The organism is Bacteroidota bacterium (assembly GCA_018698135.1).
Lineage (GTDB): Bacteria > Bacteroidota > Bacteroidia > CAILMK01 > JAAYUY01 > JABINZ01.
This window is the reverse complement of record JABINZ010000120.1, coordinates 1-17,213: the sequence shown is the minus strand read 5'-3', so window position 1 is coordinate 17,213 and position 17,213 is coordinate 1. Positions and strand designations below refer to the sequence as shown.

The 17,213-nt window shown below is 34.1% G+C and carries 18 protein-coding genes; 11 read left to right on the top strand and 7 right to left on the bottom strand.

Annotated elements, in window-relative coordinates; translation table 11 throughout:
• Positions 1-149: hypothetical protein (locus HOG71_07800; GenBank protein ID MBT5990743.1), on the top strand; the 149-nt coding region annotated here is incomplete at its 5' end.
• Positions 150-414: 265 nt separating this feature from the next.
• Entirely contained in the window at positions 415-855 is a 441-nt protein-coding gene (gene mscL / locus HOG71_07795) for a large conductance mechanosensitive channel protein MscL (protein MBT5990742.1), read from the top strand.
• Between the two features lie 169 nt (positions 856-1,024).
• On the opposite strand, the gene HOG71_07790 is transcribed toward mscL, so the two are convergent.
• Entirely contained in the window at positions 1,025-2,011 is a 987-nt protein-coding gene (locus tag HOG71_07790) for a hypothetical protein (GenBank protein MBT5990741.1), read from the bottom strand.
• A 330-nt stretch (positions 2,012-2,341) separates the two neighbouring features.
• Here HOG71_07790 and HOG71_07785 point away from each other — a divergent pair, with 330 nt between their 5' ends.
• A complete protein-coding gene (locus tag HOG71_07785; protein ID MBT5990740.1) occupies positions 2,342-2,560 on the top strand; it encodes a type II toxin-antitoxin system HicB family antitoxin in 219 nt (72 codons plus the stop codon).
• A 465-nt stretch (positions 2,561-3,025) separates the two neighbouring features.
• Here the strand turns inward: HOG71_07785 and HOG71_07780 are convergent, their stop codons facing one another.
• From HOG71_07780 to HOG71_07765, 4 genes are all read right to left on the bottom strand, one after another.
• On the bottom strand, positions 3,026-4,396 hold the full coding sequence (locus tag HOG71_07780) for a hypothetical protein (GenBank protein MBT5990739.1): 1,371 nt from the start codon (positions 4,394-4,396) through the stop codon (positions 3,026-3,028).
• A gap of 20 nt (positions 4,397-4,416) precedes the next feature.
• A complete protein-coding gene (locus HOG71_07775) occupies positions 4,417-4,977 on the bottom strand; it encodes an NAD(P)H nitroreductase (protein MBT5990738.1) in 561 nt (186 codons plus the stop codon).
• Positions 4,974-6,248, bottom strand: coding sequence for a DUF819 family protein (locus tag HOG71_07770; GenBank protein ID MBT5990737.1), 1,275 nt, complete (start codon positions 6,246-6,248; stop codon positions 4,974-4,976). Before HOG71_07770 ends, HOG71_07775 begins: the two co-directional genes overlap by 4 nt.
• A gap of 180 nt (positions 6,249-6,428) precedes the next feature.
• Positions 6,429-7,295 carry a hypothetical protein gene (locus HOG71_07765; GenBank protein MBT5990736.1) on the bottom strand — a complete coding sequence of 289 codons (867 nt, stop codon included), beginning with the start codon at positions 7,293-7,295 and terminating at the stop codon, positions 6,429-6,431.
• Positions 7,296-7,435: 140 nt separating this feature from the next.
• On the opposite strand from HOG71_07765, the gene selD reads away from it, so the two are divergent.
• Positions 7,436-9,634 (top strand): selenide, water dikinase SelD, encoded by a 2,199-nt coding sequence (gene selD, locus HOG71_07760; protein MBT5990735.1) that lies wholly within the window; start codon positions 7,436-7,438, stop codon positions 9,632-9,634.
• Between the two features lie 238 nt (positions 9,635-9,872).
• Positions 9,873-10,349, top strand: coding sequence for an IS200/IS605 family transposase (gene tnpA / locus HOG71_07755; GenBank protein ID MBT5990734.1), 477 nt, complete (start codon positions 9,873-9,875; stop codon positions 10,347-10,349).
• 267 nt (positions 10,350-10,616) lie between these two features.
• On the opposite strand, the gene HOG71_07750 is transcribed toward tnpA, so the two are convergent.
• Together HOG71_07750 and HOG71_07745 are read right to left on the bottom strand one after the other, a co-directional pair.
• Positions 10,617-11,960 carry an MATE family efflux transporter gene (locus HOG71_07750; protein MBT5990733.1) on the bottom strand — a complete coding sequence of 448 codons (1,344 nt, stop codon included), beginning with the start codon at positions 11,958-11,960 and terminating at the stop codon, positions 10,617-10,619.
• Positions 11,961-12,041: 81 nt separating this feature from the next.
• Positions 12,042-12,398: an MmcQ/YjbR family DNA-binding protein gene (locus HOG71_07745; GenBank protein ID MBT5990732.1), complete on the bottom strand. Its 357-nt coding sequence runs from the start codon at positions 12,396-12,398 to the stop codon at positions 12,042-12,044.
• A gap of 61 nt (positions 12,399-12,459) precedes the next feature.
• On the opposite strand from HOG71_07745, the gene HOG71_07740 reads away from it, so the two are divergent.
• The 6 genes from HOG71_07740 to HOG71_07715 form a co-directional block, all read left to right on the top strand.
• The gene (locus HOG71_07740) at positions 12,460-13,065 is read left to right on the top strand and encodes an SAM-dependent methyltransferase (protein MBT5990731.1); all 606 of its coding nucleotides are present in this window, start codon (positions 12,460-12,462) and stop codon (positions 13,063-13,065) included.
• Positions 13,052-13,570: a flavin reductase family protein gene (locus tag HOG71_07735; GenBank protein MBT5990730.1), complete on the top strand. Its 519-nt coding sequence runs from the start codon at positions 13,052-13,054 to the stop codon at positions 13,568-13,570. Before HOG71_07740 ends, HOG71_07735 begins: the two co-directional genes overlap by 14 nt.
• A gap of 57 nt (positions 13,571-13,627) precedes the next feature.
• Entirely contained in the window at positions 13,628-14,617 is a 990-nt protein-coding gene (locus HOG71_07730; GenBank protein MBT5990729.1) for a virulence RhuM family protein, read from the top strand.
• Between the two features lie 52 nt (positions 14,618-14,669).
• Positions 14,670-15,650 (top strand): lipoate--protein ligase, encoded by a 981-nt coding sequence (locus tag HOG71_07725; GenBank protein ID MBT5990728.1) that lies wholly within the window; start codon positions 14,670-14,672, stop codon positions 15,648-15,650.
• A gap of 65 nt (positions 15,651-15,715) precedes the next feature.
• Positions 15,716-16,372: a hypothetical protein gene (locus HOG71_07720; GenBank protein ID MBT5990727.1), complete on the top strand. Its 657-nt coding sequence runs from the start codon at positions 15,716-15,718 to the stop codon at positions 16,370-16,372.
• Between the two features lie 67 nt (positions 16,373-16,439).
• On the top strand, positions 16,440-17,213 hold a 774-nt coding region (locus tag HOG71_07715; GenBank protein ID MBT5990726.1), incomplete at its 3' end, for a PAS domain S-box protein.

Genomic DNA, 17,213 nt, shown 5'->3' with positions numbered 1-17,213 from the left:
CATCTGGTGTATTGCTAGGTGTGCTAAGTGTTGCGAAAATCCCCTATGAAAAATGGGTGCGCTGGATAACTCCTCTTATGATTATTTTAGCTGTGCTTGGCTTTCTACTCTTGATTCCTACCGTTACCATGACACTGAATGGATTTTAGGTAGAATAAAGACATCGAAAGATACTTAGACCATCTCAGGCTTTAGGAGCTTAATCAACTTGTATCGAAAACGGTTTGCTCTTAAATTAATTCATGTCGTAAACAGGTATTCGATCCTCTATTCATAGCCTTTTGACTAAAAAATCATTATTCAATTTTTCAATTCTTACACCAAAAAGTTGACATTTACCAATTCTACTTATTTTCATTTTCGTATATTTGAATACGTTGAATTTTTAATTAACTAACCTTAAAATTTAATTCTATGGGTATGCTAAAAGAGTTTAAAGCCTTTGCAGTAAAGGGTAATATGGTCGATATGGCTGTAGGTATTGTCATTGGAGCTGCATTCGCAACAGTTGTAAAATCATTGGTTAATGACATCGTTATGCCAATAGTATCTGCCATTTTCAATGCGCCAGATTTCATGAATCTATTTATTGTACTTAAAGATCCAGCAGATTTGACTGGAGTAAATATGGAGTCGATAACAGCTATTCGCGAAGCAGGTGGAGTTGCGTTGGGTTATGGTTTGTTTATTAATGCAATCATAGCATTCATAATTGTCGCATGGGTATTGTTTATGATTATAAAAGGCATGAATGCAACCAAGAAGAAAGAAGAAGAAGCTCCTGCTGCACCTCCTGCTCCTTCAAAAGAAGAGGTACTTTTGGGTGAAATCAGAGATGCATTAACTAAGAAATAGTTTTGCTATTTTACTAATAAAAAAGTGCAACCACATATTGTAGTTGCACTTTTTTTGTGTTATTTTCAACAAAAGTAATTTATTGTCTTATCTCTATCATTATAATTGAAAGCTTTGCTCTGGTAATATTACTAATGTTCATGGTATCGGCCTAATTAAGAACTACGAATTATTCCTTAATACAACGAATAGAAAATCCTCTGATTTTTTCATTGACATTGGGTCCAAATTTGGCCTCATCGTGCTTGATATAACGTCCTTGCAAGTGACCTGTTACTTTTTCGTATGACGACCACCAATATGCAATTTTGCCCAGCATCATAAATGAAATGGGGCCTCTTGAACCACAAGGTAGTGCTGTGAATCCTGTTTCATTTGTAGCCCCTGTATTTGGCGCTTCCCAATGTGTTGTTCCAGTTTCTTTAAGCTTTCCTCCCGCAACATCATCATATCCTAAAAAAGCAGCTAATTCATCAAAATCTTGATCCGATGGTATCTTCCACCCTTCAGGACATATATCTCTTGTATCAACTACAACATATCCATTGTAAATAACCCCATAAGTAGCTTTATAATTTATATCATTATCGTAATAACAGAGTGCTGGTGTAGTCAGCCCATACCACTGGTTCTGATCTGTAACATTTGAAATCAGATCACCATTGCGAAATCGTGTAACCTTCAAATTTTCGACCATCCATACTTGCTGACCTATAGTTACAACATGATACAAATTCCCATCAATATCTGTAACTGTTTCGTCTTTCGTTGTAAAGCTAACCGAAGAGCCATAAGATATCCCAATAGAATTAATGGCGTAAGCTTTTACATAGTAAGTTGTATTCATGTCAAGTTGTGTTAACTCAGATACAAAACTTCCAGTCCCAGCTCCATTAGCGGTCTTATTGTCGCTTACTGTAGGATTTTGTTGTTTACTCCAACAGACTCCTCTTTCTGTTATGGAAGAATTCCCATCATTTATAACCTCACCTCCACAAGTTGCAGTTGTCATTCCAATATTACTTACAACTTCTGTTTCAACAACAGGTTTTGACTTTGTTGGCGGAACAACTTCTTCATTGCAATTTATAAAGATGAATGCAAAAAAAAGAAGTAAGGAAACTAAATTGAAGATTGAATTAGATTTGAATTTCATAAATTTTTAGTTTTGAATTTTCCACATACTTTTCTTCAATTCAGAAATCGAATAAACTATGTGTATCAAAAGTAGTTAATAATTAGAATCCGATTAAAGGTTTGTAGGAAATATCCAATTCTCATTTTAAATTACTATCAACTATTGAGGATCTGTATTTTATTTGGATTGGTTCACCTACTATTTCCAGGACAGGCATTTCCCATTTATAATCCTGGATATAACAACTTATTACTCTGATTTCGGAATATAAAAACGAGCTCTTCAATAATACGATTTATGCAAAAAGATGTAACTTCGATAAAACCTAATGTTATGAGCAATATTGAAATGACAGCCATATTTGAACCTTGTGAAGGAGGTGGTTATATTGCATATATTGATGAAATCCCAGGGATTAACAGTCAGGGTGAAACAATCGAAGAAGCGAAAGAAAATTTAACAGATGCTATTAATTTGATGTTTGAAGAAAGACGTGCAAGTCAGAAATCAAATAAAAAAAACATAGTAAAAGATTTGATTACGCAAACGCTTAGTTTTAGCCTATAGTGAAAAGAAACAGATTCATTAAATAACTTGCACAAAACGCCTGTATCATCCTTAGAGAATGAGGAAAGCATTCCCTGTATAAGAATTCAAAAACGGGAGAAATATCAACTGTTCCAAGACACCCAGATATTAAAGAAAATCTCTGTCGGAAAATATGCAAAGATTTAAGTATTCCTGATATTTTAAAGAACCAATAATATCTACACGACCAATTGAATAATTAGTACTCAGGGAATTTTAATTTGGATCATTTATCCTAAGTTCTTGCATCAATGTGAGCAAAATACGCTTACCCGTATCTTTTGCTTCAAACCATATTTCATTAGTTTAAATGTCAAAAAGATTTTTTGAATAACTCTTTAGCCCTAATACTTTAATGTAAACATCCATTACATCTTCCTCGCTTGTACACTGTTGAAGTTTTTGATAAAAGTCATCTCTTCGAATTATTGAGCTATATGAAAATCAAAACAACCAATTAGTTCCAATATACAAACCACTTTTGCCATCTTGTTTGTTAGCTGCCATACCATAGTTGATCGCTAAAACAAAATTCTCATTGAGTGCAATATGCAAACCACAGCCATAGGTAAAATGGAAAGTTTCGTCATTTCCTGAAAAATAGTCTGTTAATGACTCTCCGGGATCTAATTGAACCAAAGTTTGATCAACATCAATTGGATCAATCACCCGACCAATATCCACAAATGGATTCAAGGCAATATATAGATTTTGTTTTCCCACAACTGTGCGAATGACTTTCCATCTGAACTCAAAATTTCCATAGGCAATATCATTTCCAACTACGCGGTTTCTCATGATTCCCCTCAGGGATTTTGCACCTCCAAGTCCTTCAGTAATAACAGAAGGAGAATAACTACTGATTAGTAAAGTTTGTAAATAAAATGGAGCTTCCCCTTGAATTGTTCCTTGATAGCCTAATCGATAAACAAAGCTCAACCTGTTTTTTATAAGCGTAAAATATTGCCGATGCGTAAACACAAATTTTGTGAATGAACTTTCTTTGTTTCCCAAAAAAGAAGGTGCAGTCAATAATAAGGCTTCAGTCCATATACCTTTGCCCGGATTGGCTTCAATATCGCGCGTATCCCAAATTAATCCAGCTTTTAGAAACTGACTATGTCCTCCATCAGCTTCATCAGCAGAAATCAGTCCCCAGCTGACATATTTATCAAATAGCGATTCGGTATGGGGTAACATATCAACACTATCCTTGCCTTTATTCAGTCGGTCGATATCTACTGTGCTGATGTTAAAATTATAAAACGCAAATCCGCCAAGCCAACGCAACTTATCTGGAATAATATATCCTTGGAAATCAGCATAAAAGCGAACCATTTTACGAGCGTGTCTGTAATACATTCTGGAAACATAATCTGTTTCGCCTTCGGTTTGCAAATTGGGATTAAAGTTAACTTCTGCCCCATTGAATCCATAGAAATCCAATCCCTGCTCAGTCAAATAACTTAAATCACCAGTTACTCTAATTTTTTTCTTTGGAAACATATGTTCTGAATCGAAAAACAATTGATTAACACCACTTCCTTTTGTAGTTCTTGAAATTTCAAGGTAAATAGACTGTAAATAATCAGGATAGGTGGAACCATCTCCAAAATTGTAGAAGTTTATTAATCCACCATATTTAAAGCCTAAGTCTGTATCAAAAGCAACGGCAGGTAGTAATCCAAATGTCCAACCCGTTTTTATTTTCTCCGATTCTTCGCTCTTCTTTTTGTCTTCTTTATCCTCTTGAGCATAGCTCATTGTGGAAAGAGTGAAAAGTAGGATCATAATTAGTGTAAAGATCTTTTTCATAAGGTTTATTTTTAGAATCATTAAATCGATTTATGGTTAAAAACGTTATAGCTTGTCATTTCTTTGATAGTCTTTCTTCTCTTATCTCTCAATTTGTATCCTTCTGCGGCATAACCTAAGGTAATAACCAAAGCAATATCAAAATTAACAGGAACTCTTAGCGTTTTTCTTATTTTCTTTTCATTAAACCAACCAAGCATACAGCTTCCTAATCCTAATTCTGCAGCTTGCAAACAAATATGTTCGGCCACAATGCCAATATCATAGAGTGGGAATTCTCTTGATTTAATACGCCCTCCTATTTGGGTAATTATCTTTGACTTGGTTTTAACAATAACCATTAGTAATGGTGCCTGAACAGCAAATTTATTGAATGGAATCAATTTACTAAAAGTGGCTTTTGCAACTTTATCTTTTAGAATTGGATCACTAACAACTATAAAATGCCATGGTTGCGAATTACTGGCTGATGGTGCTAAACGAGCAGCATGTAAGATGATATCAATTTTCTCCTGCTCAACTTTAGCAGAGGCATATTTTCGAACACTTTGGCGCTGAGTAATCAGATCAATAAAACTCATAATGGTAATGACTTAAATAAATAAGCAATGAAAACACCCAGGTAGTTACCAATTGCATAACCGATTATTCCTACGGTTATTCCAGAAATAATAATTTCCTTGTTCTTTAAAGCTCCGGCAACTACGGGTACAAAGGGAGGTGAACAGGTTAAGGCCGTTGAGACAATAATCACATTATCTGCATCAATTTTAAATAAGGCAGCCAATGCGACATGAATGATAAGGGAACCAGCGTATACGAGAAACACCCAATAAAAAATATGTAAATGAGAAGATGAAAAACTTCTTAAATCGGCCATGGAGGCAACCACAAGACTAAAAACCAAAATAAAATACATCCCAACATCAAACGTTTTTTGAATACGGTTTATTCTTTTTATCAATGAAGCCAAGATACTTAAAGTGGTTATGGTTAAAATAATAACCATCATCTGAAAGTCTTTAGGAATTAGTTCCCCAACGCCTACACTTATTCCAATAATAACAATTGCGATCCCCAATGCGGCTAGTAATGGAAGGACAAAAGTCTTCTTCATTATATAGAAAAAAGATTGCTCTTCACTACTTTCAACCTCTTGAATTTCATTAGCTGAGGTTTTACTAAATGGTTTGTATTTTGGCAAAAAGCGTAATAAAACACGCTGACCAATTGACATTACAAATAAGAGGAAGAATGCTCCAATGATCAAATCGTATGTATGGGTTAAAATATATGTCAGGTTATCTACATCCAATGCTTTCTGAATGGAAGCCAGGTTAGGTGTTCCACCAGAATAAACTCCGGTCATCATGCCGGCTACTTTCCATGTTTCATCGATATGATTTCGAAAAATAAAAAAACCGATAGTAATTGGGATTAGTACTGATACCAGACCTAAAACCAATGAAAGGAAAGTTTTACCTGCCACTTTAAACCATGCACGAATGTTTAACGACAATAGCAACAAGGGTAAAGCAAAAGCAATCGTTATTGTTGTCATTAAATCTTGAATGCTATACATGGAATAATACTGCAAATCAGATTCAGCCAATGTTCCAGCATTAACTAATTCCTGCAAATAAGGTATGCTTATATCAATATTCTTATTAGCAATTAATTCCCTTAAAAAAAGACTTGCCTCAGGAAAAATACCAATATTTCCAACAATCAAGCCGAGCAGATAGGCAATTAGAATGGCTCCAACTTTTTTGAGTAAGCTGAATCGATAACATAGAAAATTAATAAGTATTGGGGTAATAAAGTAAAATACAATGAGTAATGCAGCTTGCATACTTGTGAATTTGGTTAAACCTAACCGTAAAAATAATAAAAATTAAATAAGTAAATGTATTTAAGCCTTAGAGTAGAATGAAAATGAATCTTAACAATTGGTTTAGGAATCAAAAAAGCCGATTATTTGCCTTTTTGCTTTTCAAACATTGAATAAGCATATGAAATAATTTTTTCTTTTTTAGTTTTTCTTAATCTTGTATATCAATATAACTTCACTATCATCAAAATATTCATTTGGCTTTGGTTTAGGATATTCTAATGGTCCGCTGTAATAAATAAACACCAGCTTATTTTTCTCACTCATGCTATAACCAGATATAAATCCCCCAAATCCTTGAAGATATATTTCAGGAGAACTAAATTTTTCATTTAATGCAGTCCTACTGCATTTATAAACTTTTTCATCTCCTGTGATGTATAAGTTCAGTTCATCCAAACTAAGCCAGCAGGAAACAATATTGATATCATTCGTACTTTTATCGATTGAAATATTTCGAGGATATCCAAAGGATCGTTTTAAATCAGACCTCGAAGTAAAGTAGACTTCATTGTTCAGAATATAGTACAATCGTAGGCCATCAGCAGAAATGTATGGGTATGCTTCCGCCTTCTGAACATCATTAATTTCACCTAAAAGACGAACTTTTTCATACTTATTATCCTTCGCATCATAAGTTGAGATACACAATTCATTATTATCCCAGCTATTGTCAAAAGAGCTCGTAAAAACCATGATTTGATTGTCTTGCGTTAAACTAAGTTGTCCTGCAAATGCTCTATTTTGAGTACAACCTACTTCCATGATAGCCTTAAGTTTATAATCACCGCTTTTGCTTAGCTGATATCTATGCAAATACCCTAAGCCATTAGTATCGCTAATTGCCATAATATAGTAATTGCCATTTTTTTCTAGCGTACCTGGGTTCAATTCCTCATTCTCACCTGCTTCAAACATGCCCACATATTGCAATCCTTCAATATTTTTGAAATCCTGACCAAACAATAAAAAGGGATATATCAGTAATAAAACAACAAGTCTTTTCATTTCTTCAATTTTAAAATTAACGATCTGCTACAAGCAAAAGTTAATAATTAGTAGATTTGATAACTCATTTGGAATTTTCGGAGTTCTGCTCTGGGATTAACGAAGTTACAAAATAATATTGTCTTTATATAATTGAATCTATGCGTATTATCTATCTTGACTATAATGCAACTACCCCTATTGCTAGTGAAGTTGCAGAGGCAATGAAGCCTTATCTCGATCAGTATTTTGGGAATCCTTCCAGTTCTCACTCTTATGGCATTGAAACAAAAACTGCAGTTGAAAAAGCAAGAAAACAAATTGCTGACTTGATTAATTGTTATCCTGATGAAATCGTTTTTACCAGTGGTGGAACCGAGTCGAATAACTATGCAATTAAAGGAATAGCTTTAGCCAATAAAAATAAAGGCAATCATATCATTACCTCAAAAATTGAACATCCTGCTGTTATTGAAGTGTGTAAATATTTAGAAAAGAATGGTTTCGAAATAAGCTATGTAGAGGTGGATGAGTTTGGGATTGTCAATCCAAAGGATGTTGATAAAGAAGTCAAGCCATCTACTATCCTAATTTCTATCATGCATGCCAATAATGAAACAGGAAGTATTCAGCCCATTTCAGAAATAAGTCAGATTGCAAAAAAACATAATATTGTTTTTCATACGGATGCTGCTCAAAGTCTAGGAAAAATTGAAGCAGATGTCACTAAGCTAGGAGTTGATCTGCTATCCATTGCCGGACACAAGCTTTATGCACCAAAAGGAATAGGTGCACTCTACATTAAACGAGGGATCAAGCTCGAGAAACTCATGCATGGTGCCGATCATGAACAAAATTTACGGGCAGGAACAGAGAATGTTTTGGAAATTGTTGGTTTAGGCAAAGCTGCAGAAATTGCCAAACGGGATTTAGAAAGCAATCAAAAACACTTTACTCTAGTGAGAGATAAATTACACACTACACTAGAAAGTAAATTGGAAAGTACAAAACTAAACGGGCATGCTAAACAGCGGCTACCAAATACCCTGAATATCAGTTTTCTAAATGTTGAGGCCAACACTTTACTTTCAGAACTCAAAGAAATTGCAGCCTCTGCAGGAGCTGCCTGCCATGCAGAACAAGTGGATGTAAGTTCTGTTTTGGAAGCCATGAAAGTTCCTTTAGAATATGCGATGGGTGCCATTCGCTTTTCTGTAGGACGGAATACGTCAGAAGCAGACATTGAAATTGCAGCCGAACAAATAATTAAAGCCGTTCAAAAACTATCTTCAAATACATCTAGCCCTACAATAGATACTGGAGAAATCAAGCTCACCCAATTTACTCATGGATTAGGTTGTGCTTGCAAAATAAGGCCACAGTATTTAGAACGAATTCTGAAAGACCTGAAACCAAGCAATCATCCTGATATCCTGATTGGAAATTCTACTTCTGATGATGCAGCAGCCTATAGAATAAATGATGAAACAGCCATCATTCAAACCGTTGATTTCTTCACCCCAATTGTTGATGATCCTTATCAATTTGGAGCCATTGCAGCAGCTAATGCGATCAGCGACATATATGCCATGGGTGCAAAACCACTATTTGCATTAAATATTGTTGGTTTTCCTGACAAACGATTGCCAGAGCAAGTTCTATCCCAAATCCTCAAGGGTGCGGAAGACAAAGCAACAGAAGCAGGAATTTCAATCCTTGGCGGACATACTGTAGAAGATCCCGAACCCAAATTTGGAATGGTGGTAACCGGCACTTGTCATCCGGATAAAATTTGGACAAATTCAGGGGCGAAAGTTGGTGATGTTCTCATCTTAACCAAAGCCATTGGAACAGGCATCCTATCCACAGCCATGAAAAGAGGATTGCTGAATGAGAAGCAAAACAATGACATCATTTCAAGCATGAGTGAACTCAATGCTAAAGCAGCTGAAATTGCTTCTAAATATAATATTCATGCATGCACAGATATTACAGGATTTGGTTTGTTAGGACATTTATCTGAGCTCACAACAGCTTCAGCCGTAAGTGCTGAAATTTATGCCGAGAAAATACAATTGTTTGATGGAGTTCTTGAGTTTGCCACATCGGGCATTATTCCCGGAGGAACTAAAAACAATCTTGACTTTGTTTCTTCTAAAGTTGAATTTGCAGCAAGCATTCCTGAGGTAATGAAATTGATTTTGGCGGATGCACAGACATCTGGGGGATTGATGTTTTCTCTTAAAGAGGAAAATGCTAAAAGTCTGTTATATGATCTGGAAGAAGCTAGTATAAAGGCTCAAGCTATTGGGGGAATATCTCAAAGAAAAGGAAAAGATATCTTTGTCAAACATGTATAGCTATTCTTAAACTTAGCATTGAAATTGATCAAAAATAAACACTAAATTAAATTGAAGGATTATATCGCCCTTAACAGGGCTTAATTCTTCACAAATTAAATTGCTATAGATATAATGTCCCTATGGGACGTTTAGGATTAATTGATAGAATGAGTTATGCTTGTCCCGTTAGGGACAACATATGTATAGAATAAATAATAAACAGAACCAGTCCCATAGGGACGAAATATAAAAGATTATGGCAAACACATTCACACAAATCTACATTCAATCCGTTTTTGCTGTAAAAGGACGTGAAAGCATTATTTCAAAATCATGGAAAGATGAATTGTATAAATACATCACAGGCATTGTTCAAAATAATGGACATAAATTATTAGCCATTGGTGGTATGCCCGACCATATCCATATTTTTTATGGAATGAAACCCATCCAATCTATTTCTGATTTGATGCAGGACGTTAAAGGATGTTCATCCAAATGGATCAATGAGAAAAAATTTGTCAAAGGCAAATTTCAATGGCAGGCAGGATACGGTGCTTTTTCCTATGCTCATTCTCAATTGGATACGGTTATCAATTATATTAGAAGACAAGAAGAACATCATAAAAAACAAAGCTTCAAGACTGAATATCAGGAATTATTAACGAAATTTAATATTGAATTTGATCAACATTATACATTAAATGAAATTGAAGAATTATATCGCCCTTAGCAGGGCTTAATTCTTCGCAAATAAATTTGCTATAGACATGGTGTCCCTACGGGACATTTTGGACAAAAGAAAGTATCTGATATGCTAGTCCCATAAGGGACAGCATAATTATAGAATAAATAATAAAAACAGAACCAGTCCCTTTAGGGACGTTATAGCTTGAATTACAAAGCAAGACAATTGCACAAAGGAATTCAGTCAGAGTTTCATATGGAGACTTTGCTGGAGCAAATAAATCTACTGATCAATGTAATTTCAATTAAATTCTTATTTAACAGCATGCTTTATCACTCCCTTATTCTTCCATCGTCCTGTTTTGTAATAAATATAGGAAAACACAGCTCCAAAACCCCAGGCTGCAGGAATACCCCACCAAATTCCGGTTTCACCAAACTGTAGCGATAACAAATAAGAAGCAGGAACCCGGATAACCCACAAGGCAAGTAAAGTAATTATCATAGGTGCAACCGTATCTCCAGCTCCCCTAAGTACCGCATTGGTCATAAACATAAAAGAAAACAATATGTAAAATGAGCTCACAATAATCAGGTATTCATGTCCAATTCTGACCACATCAGGATCTTTTGAAAACAAACCCATTAAGGAATTTCCAAAAAACACCACAAATATGGTTACGGCTATCGAAATCCCAGAAGACATTAACAGAGTAGCTCGATAGCCATTTCGAACCCGATCAATTTTATTGGCACCAATGTTCTGACCAACAAATGCGGATAAAGCGGCTGCAAAATTCATAGCGGGTAATGCTGCAAACATATCAATGCGTCCGGCTACAGTATAAGCAGCCAAAGTTGTCGTTCCATAAATATTTACAATTTTTATCAAGGCTAACATCCCCAATGCAACAAAAGTTTGCTGTAATCCAGACGGCAAACCAATACGCATACTCTTATTAAAGATATCCCTATCGAACCGTAGTTTCGAGAGGGTAATCTGGAAAATATCGTGTGTTCGGTTTAGATAAATAATCGAACTAATAAATGCACCACCTTGAGAGATTAAAGTAGCAACTGCAGCACCCATTACACCCCATTTAAACACAATAATAAAAAGTAAATCCAGACCAATATTCATGACTGTTGCAATGATCATGAAATACAATGGTGTTTTTGAATCTCCTAGTCCACGTAAGATAGCTGCTGTTCCATTGAATCCAAATAATAATACAATTCCCCCAATGTAAATATTAAAGTATGTTTTAGCCAAAGGCAATACTTCAGGAGCAACATCTAACATGCTAAAAATTGGTCCACTCAGAGAAATGCCAATAATTGACACAGCAATAGAAGCAAAAAACAAATAGATAAACATAGTTTCTATTGTTTTCTTGACATTTTCAATATCCTTTGCTCCAAAATATTGTGAAATGATTATTGTTGATCCAGATGCCAATCCAATAATCATGGAAATCAGGACAAAAATTAAGGGGAAAGAAGCTCCTACCGCACCCAGTGCTTCTGTTCCTTCAACCTGCCCAATTACAGCACTGTCAACAATATTGTATAGTTGCTGAAAAACATTTCCTAAAAGCATTGGTAGTGCAAAGCGTAAAATTTGTTTGCCTTCTTTTCCCTGGGTTAAATCTATCATCTTTGGTTTGGTACCGATTTGTTTCAGCTTTTCCTAATAATTCGCTTGTTGTGAGCATCTTTCATGCTGCAAACATAGCTTTCACAATTTTCTAAATTCTTCAAGCAATTTCTTTGAAAGTGTTTTTACGACTTCATCATATGAATGATCTATCCATTTAAAAATGAATTCTTTATCAGTTGAATCATCCAGTTTAATTGTATTCCAATGCTTTTTATTCATATGCCAGCCAGGCAAAACTATTTCAGGAAAACTGGCTCGTAATTCAAGTGCTACATCTGGTTCACATTTCAAATTAATGCTTTCCATTTTATCTATATTGATAAGTGCAAACATCTTCCCCATGACTTTAAACACCAAGGTTACATCATCAAAAGGGAATCCTTCTGAAATTCCCTTTTTTAGTAAGCAATATTTGCGAATTGATTCAATATTCACTTTCTTAAATTTCTGGCAAAGATATTCATATTCTAAAACTTAAATTTCTAATTTTGAAAGGATGAAAAAATTCTCTCCTACATATTGGGATCAGAACTATAGCTCTGGAAATAAAATTGGTTGGGATATTGGTTATCCTTCAACTCCTATCAAAGAATATATTGATCAGCTTAGCGATAAAAATATAAGCATTTTAGTACCGGGTGCAGGAAATGGCTATGAAGTTGAGTATTTATTCAAAAACGGATTTAATCAAGTTCATTATATGGACTTTGCTCCTACTGCTATTGAAAATTTCAAACAACGAGTCCCTGATTTTCCTGAAGAACAAGTAATTACGGATGATTTTTTCAATCATTCAGGCAAATATAATCTGATAATTGAACAAACATTTTTCAGCTCCTTACCTAAAGTAAAACGAATTGATTATGTTCAAAAAATCAAATCGCTATTAGATGAAAATGGTAAATTCATGGCTCTGCTTTTCATCCATGATTTTGGTAAAGATAATCCTCCATTTGGTGGAACAGAAACCGAGTATGCCAACTTATTCAGACCCTGTTTTAATTTCATTCATTTCAAAACAGCCTACAATTCTATAAAACCCCGATCAGGAAGAGAGTTATTTCTACTCTTGATCAAAAAAATATGCTATGACAATACATGAACATTTTAATGCTGTTTCTCCTTACGACTTAAAACAAAATCCATTTCAATTGATTGGAAAAGACTGGTTTCTGATTACAGCAGGAAATAGTGAAAAATACAATACCATGACCGCAGGTTGGGGAAGCTTTGGGGTACTCTGGAATAAAGCTGTTATCACAACGTATATACGACCTACCCGATATACGTATGAATTTTCTGAAGAAAATGATTTTTTCACCGTTTGTTTTTTTGAAGAAAAACACAGGAAAACCTTGGCCTATTGCGGAAAATATAGTGGAAAAGATGTCGATAAAATAGCTGAATGTGGGCTAACACCTTTAGTTACTCCAAACAATCAAATAGTTTTTGCTGAAGCAAATTTGGCTATGGAATGCAAAAAAATATATATTGATGATTTACAACCAAAATTATTTTTAGACCCAAGCATTGACAAACACTATCCTGATAAAGATTATCATCGATCTTATATCGGTGAAATATTAAATTGCTGGGAGGCTAAATAAAAAATAGTCTTTTTGATGAATTAGATAAAAACTGAATTAAACTCAATTTTGGACAAAATGAATAACTCAGAAATACTACTATATCAAACCGATGACGGGCAAACCAAAATTGATGTTCGTTTAGAAGAAGAAACAGTTTGGCTTTCGCAAGCTCAAATGGTTGAACTTTTTCAAACAACAAAGCAAAACATAAGTTTACACATTCGCAATATATTTAAAGAAGGCGAATTGGATGAAATTTCAGTTGTCAAGGAATACTTGACAACTGCTTCTGATAGAAAACAATATTCAACAAATTATTACAATCTTGATGTTGTTATTTCGGTTGGTTATAGGGTAAAATCGCACCGTGGCACACAATTTCGAATTTGGGCAACCAAACAATTGAAAGAGTACATCGTCAAAGGTTTTACCATGAACGATGATTTTCTAAAACAAGCTGGTGGAGGCAATTATTTTGATGAACTTTTAGCCCGGATTCGGGATATACGTTCATCTGAAAAAGTATTTTGGCGAAAGGTTTTAGATATTTATGCAACAAGTATTGATTACGACCACTCATTAGAAATGTCGGCAATGTTTTTTAAAACGGTTCAAAACAAAATGCATTGGGCAGCTCACGGTCAAACGGCTGCTGAACTTATTTTTCAAAGAGTAGATTCAACAAAAAGCAATCTTGGTCTTAGTAATTTTAAAGGAACAAAACCAACAAAACAAGAATCAGAAATTGCCAAAAACTATCTTTCAAAACCAGAGTTGGATATATTAAATCGGATTGTAACCGCATTTCTTGAAATAGCAGAAATACAAGCACTCAACCTAACTCCAATGTACATGATAGACTGGATTGAGCAACTTGATAGTTTCCTTCAATTGACAAAAAAAGATGTTTTGAACCATCCCGGAACGATAAGCCACCAACAAGCTTTGCGGAAAGCACATGCGGAGTATGAAAAATATAAAGCACTTAAACAAAATGATTTATCAGAAGTTGAAAAACATTTTTTAGACCAAATAAACGTCACGGTCAAAAAGCTAAAGAAATAAACAATTGTCGTTCTGCACCATTATTGCAAAAGTGCTGACCTAAAAGAAAAAAATGCTTTGTATTTATAATACCTCCATTCAACCATATTTCAATTTGGCTACCGAAGAATATTTCATCAAAAACTTTGAAGAAGATATTTTTATGTTATGGCGAAATTCTCCATCCATTATTGTGGGGAAACACCAAAACACTTTAGCTGAAATTAATCTGGACTATGTGAATGAAAATGAAATTCCTGTAGTTAGGCGATTATCTGGAGGAGGAACCGTTTTTCATGACTTAGGTAATGTAAACTTCACTTTCATTAAAAAAGGAGAAGAAGGCAAACTGGTTGATTTTAAAAAATACACACAACCTATAATTGATGTGTTGAAAGAGATTGGAATTGATGCCAAATTTGAAGGCAGAAATGATTTAACAATTAAAGGGAAAAAATTCTCTGGAAACGCAGAGCATGTTTGGCAAAACAAAGTACTACACCATGGCACTTTACTATTTTCAGCCAATATATCCAGTTTGACAGAAGCTCTTAAGGTAAATCCACTTAAATTCACTGACAAGGCTGTCAAATCTGTTCGAAGTAGAGTTACCAATATCAGTGAACATCTGAATCATCCTATTGATATTATTGATTTCATTGAGCTGATCATGAATTACATTAAATCGTTATATAGTGACTCTCATTTGTACAAAATAAACGAAAAGGATCAACAAAAAATTCAACAATTAGCCAATAATAAATACAGCATTTGGGATTGGAATTTTGGCTATTCTCCAAAATACAATTTCCAAAAAAGTGTTCAAACCAAAGGCGGAAATCTGGACATAAATTTAGATGTTGTAAAAGGAAAAATCAATCAGATAAAATTCTATGGAGATTATTTCCACCGTTCTGAAACAGAAGAAATTGAACAAGCATTAACTGGTATTATACATCAAAAAGAAGCTATCTCATTGGCACTAAAATCTTTTGAAATTGAGAATTATTTCGCAGGTTTTAGCCAGGATGATTTGATCAATGGTATGTTCTAACCAATTGTTAATAATGTGTAAACTGTAAGTTGAAATGTTTTGTATTTTTACGTAAAATTTCAATTATGAAAATATTTTTCAAACTAAGTGTTCTCTTGCTTTATACAGCTTTTTCATTGCAGGTATTTGCTCAAAACAACAATCTAAATGGCAGCATAGTACAACGCTCTTTACAAATAATTGATGATAGTCACATGGAAAACCGCACATTAAGTGCAAGCCAAAATGGATTTAGAGAAATTATTTACAATCTAGCTACAAGTACTTACAAGGGAAAATCAATTCAAGTTTATAGAGACACAAATTTAACTAATACAAAATCAGCTGCAGAAATCCTAAAATTAGGCTTCAGTATTGACAGCATTGAGTATGCTCCTGATCCCAATTACCCTGATTATTTTGTAGATACTATTTTGGTTAATCCATTTTCATTTACATCAATTTCTAGATATTTAATATTATTTGATTCTATTGTTTTAAATAATGGAAATCCAGCATATCAACCCATAGCAATTGCTCCTTTATATAGTTCCAGTGTTTATGGAGTAGAAATCAAAGAAAGTGTTCTTTTTTGGGCAAAATGGACTGATTTAGAACCCATCTTACAAAGCATCCCCTATTATAGCGCTTATAACAGAAATGCTCAACGCTCTTATTCTGATTATTTTGAATCTCGCTTATTTATTAGCTCCGCAATAATTAAAAAAATAATTATCGAATAAAAATGTATTCCTATTTTCTTCTGTTATTTTTGAGCAGATTCATTTATTCAAAACATAAGCTTTAACCATGGATAATATTGAAAAACTAAAAAATACAATCAAAGAACTTGAAGAGAAGTTGGTTAAGGCTACTGAAAAAGAACAATTACTTCAAAACATACCCAGAGAAGTAAACTCCCTATTAAGCAATTTAAATGGTTTTATCTTCCGATGTAAAAATGATGCTAATTGGACCATGGAATACATCAGTGAGGGGTTCGCTAAAATATCCGGTTATACAGCAGCTGATATCATTTCTAACAAAAACATATCTTACAGTAGTTTGATTCATGAAGATGATCAGGAAAAAGTTTGGAATGATGTTCAAAAAGCGATTAATCGGAAAAAGAAATGGTTATTAAATTATCGTTTAGTAAATAAAAAAGGCCATATTGCCTGGGTTTGGGAGCAAGGAGAAGGTGTGTTCAATAAAAAAGGGGAATTAGAATATCTTGAAGGTGTTATCATTGATGTTACTGAAAAACACGAAATAGAAGAGAAATTTGCCAAAAATGAATTCAAGTATCGCGAGATTTTTAATAATATAATTGATGTTTACTATGAAGCTACAATAGATGGTTTAATTCTGGAAATAAGTCCTTCAATAAAAAGCATTGTTGGTTTTAGTAGAAAACACATGATTGGGAGAAATACTTCTGACTTTTATGCAGATAAAAACCAAAGAGAGCAATTAATATCTGAGCTTTTAATCAACAAATCCATTAAAAACTATGAATTGGTGTTGATTGATAAAAATGGAGACCATGTAAATTGTTACACCAGCATAGTTTTGTTATGTGAT

Coding starts and splice junctions, on each gene's coding strand:
- HOG71_07735 (MBT5990730.1), top strand. CDS start 13,052: ATGACAATACATGAACATTTTAATGCTGTTTCTCCTTACGACTTAAAA.
- HOG71_07780 (MBT5990739.1), bottom strand. CDS start 4,396: ATGAAAAAGATCTTTACACTAATTATGATCCTACTTTTCACTCTTTCC.
- tnpA (MBT5990734.1), top strand. CDS start 9,873: ATGGCAAACACATTCACACAAATCTACATTCAATCCGTTTTTGCTGTA.
- HOG71_07765 (MBT5990736.1), bottom strand. CDS start 7,295: ATGAAAAGACTTGTTGTTTTATTACTGATATATCCCTTTTTATTGTTT.
- HOG71_07725 (MBT5990728.1), top strand. CDS start 14,670: ATGCTTTGTATTTATAATACCTCCATTCAACCATATTTCAATTTGGCT.
- HOG71_07790 (MBT5990741.1), bottom strand. CDS start 2,011: ATGAAATTCAAATCTAATTCAATCTTCAATTTAGTTTCCTTACTTCTT.
- HOG71_07740 (MBT5990731.1), top strand. CDS start 12,460: ATGAAAAAATTCTCTCCTACATATTGGGATCAGAACTATAGCTCTGGA.
- HOG71_07730 (MBT5990729.1), top strand. CDS start 13,628: ATGAATAACTCAGAAATACTACTATATCAAACCGATGACGGGCAAACC.
- HOG71_07770 (MBT5990737.1), bottom strand. CDS start 6,248: ATGCAAGCTGCATTACTCATTGTATTTTACTTTATTACCCCAATACTT.
- mscL (MBT5990742.1), top strand. CDS start 415: ATGGGTATGCTAAAAGAGTTTAAAGCCTTTGCAGTAAAGGGTAATATG.
- HOG71_07750 (MBT5990733.1), bottom strand. CDS start 11,960: ATGATAGATTTAACCCAGGGAAAAGAAGGCAAACAAATTTTACGCTTT.
- HOG71_07785 (MBT5990740.1), top strand. CDS start 2,342: ATGACAGCCATATTTGAACCTTGTGAAGGAGGTGGTTATATTGCATAT.
- HOG71_07720 (MBT5990727.1), top strand. CDS start 15,716: ATGAAAATATTTTTCAAACTAAGTGTTCTCTTGCTTTATACAGCTTTT.
- selD (MBT5990735.1), top strand. CDS start 7,436: ATGCGTATTATCTATCTTGACTATAATGCAACTACCCCTATTGCTAGT.
- HOG71_07775 (MBT5990738.1), bottom strand. CDS start 4,977: ATGAGTTTTATTGATCTGATTACTCAGCGCCAAAGTGTTCGAAAATAT.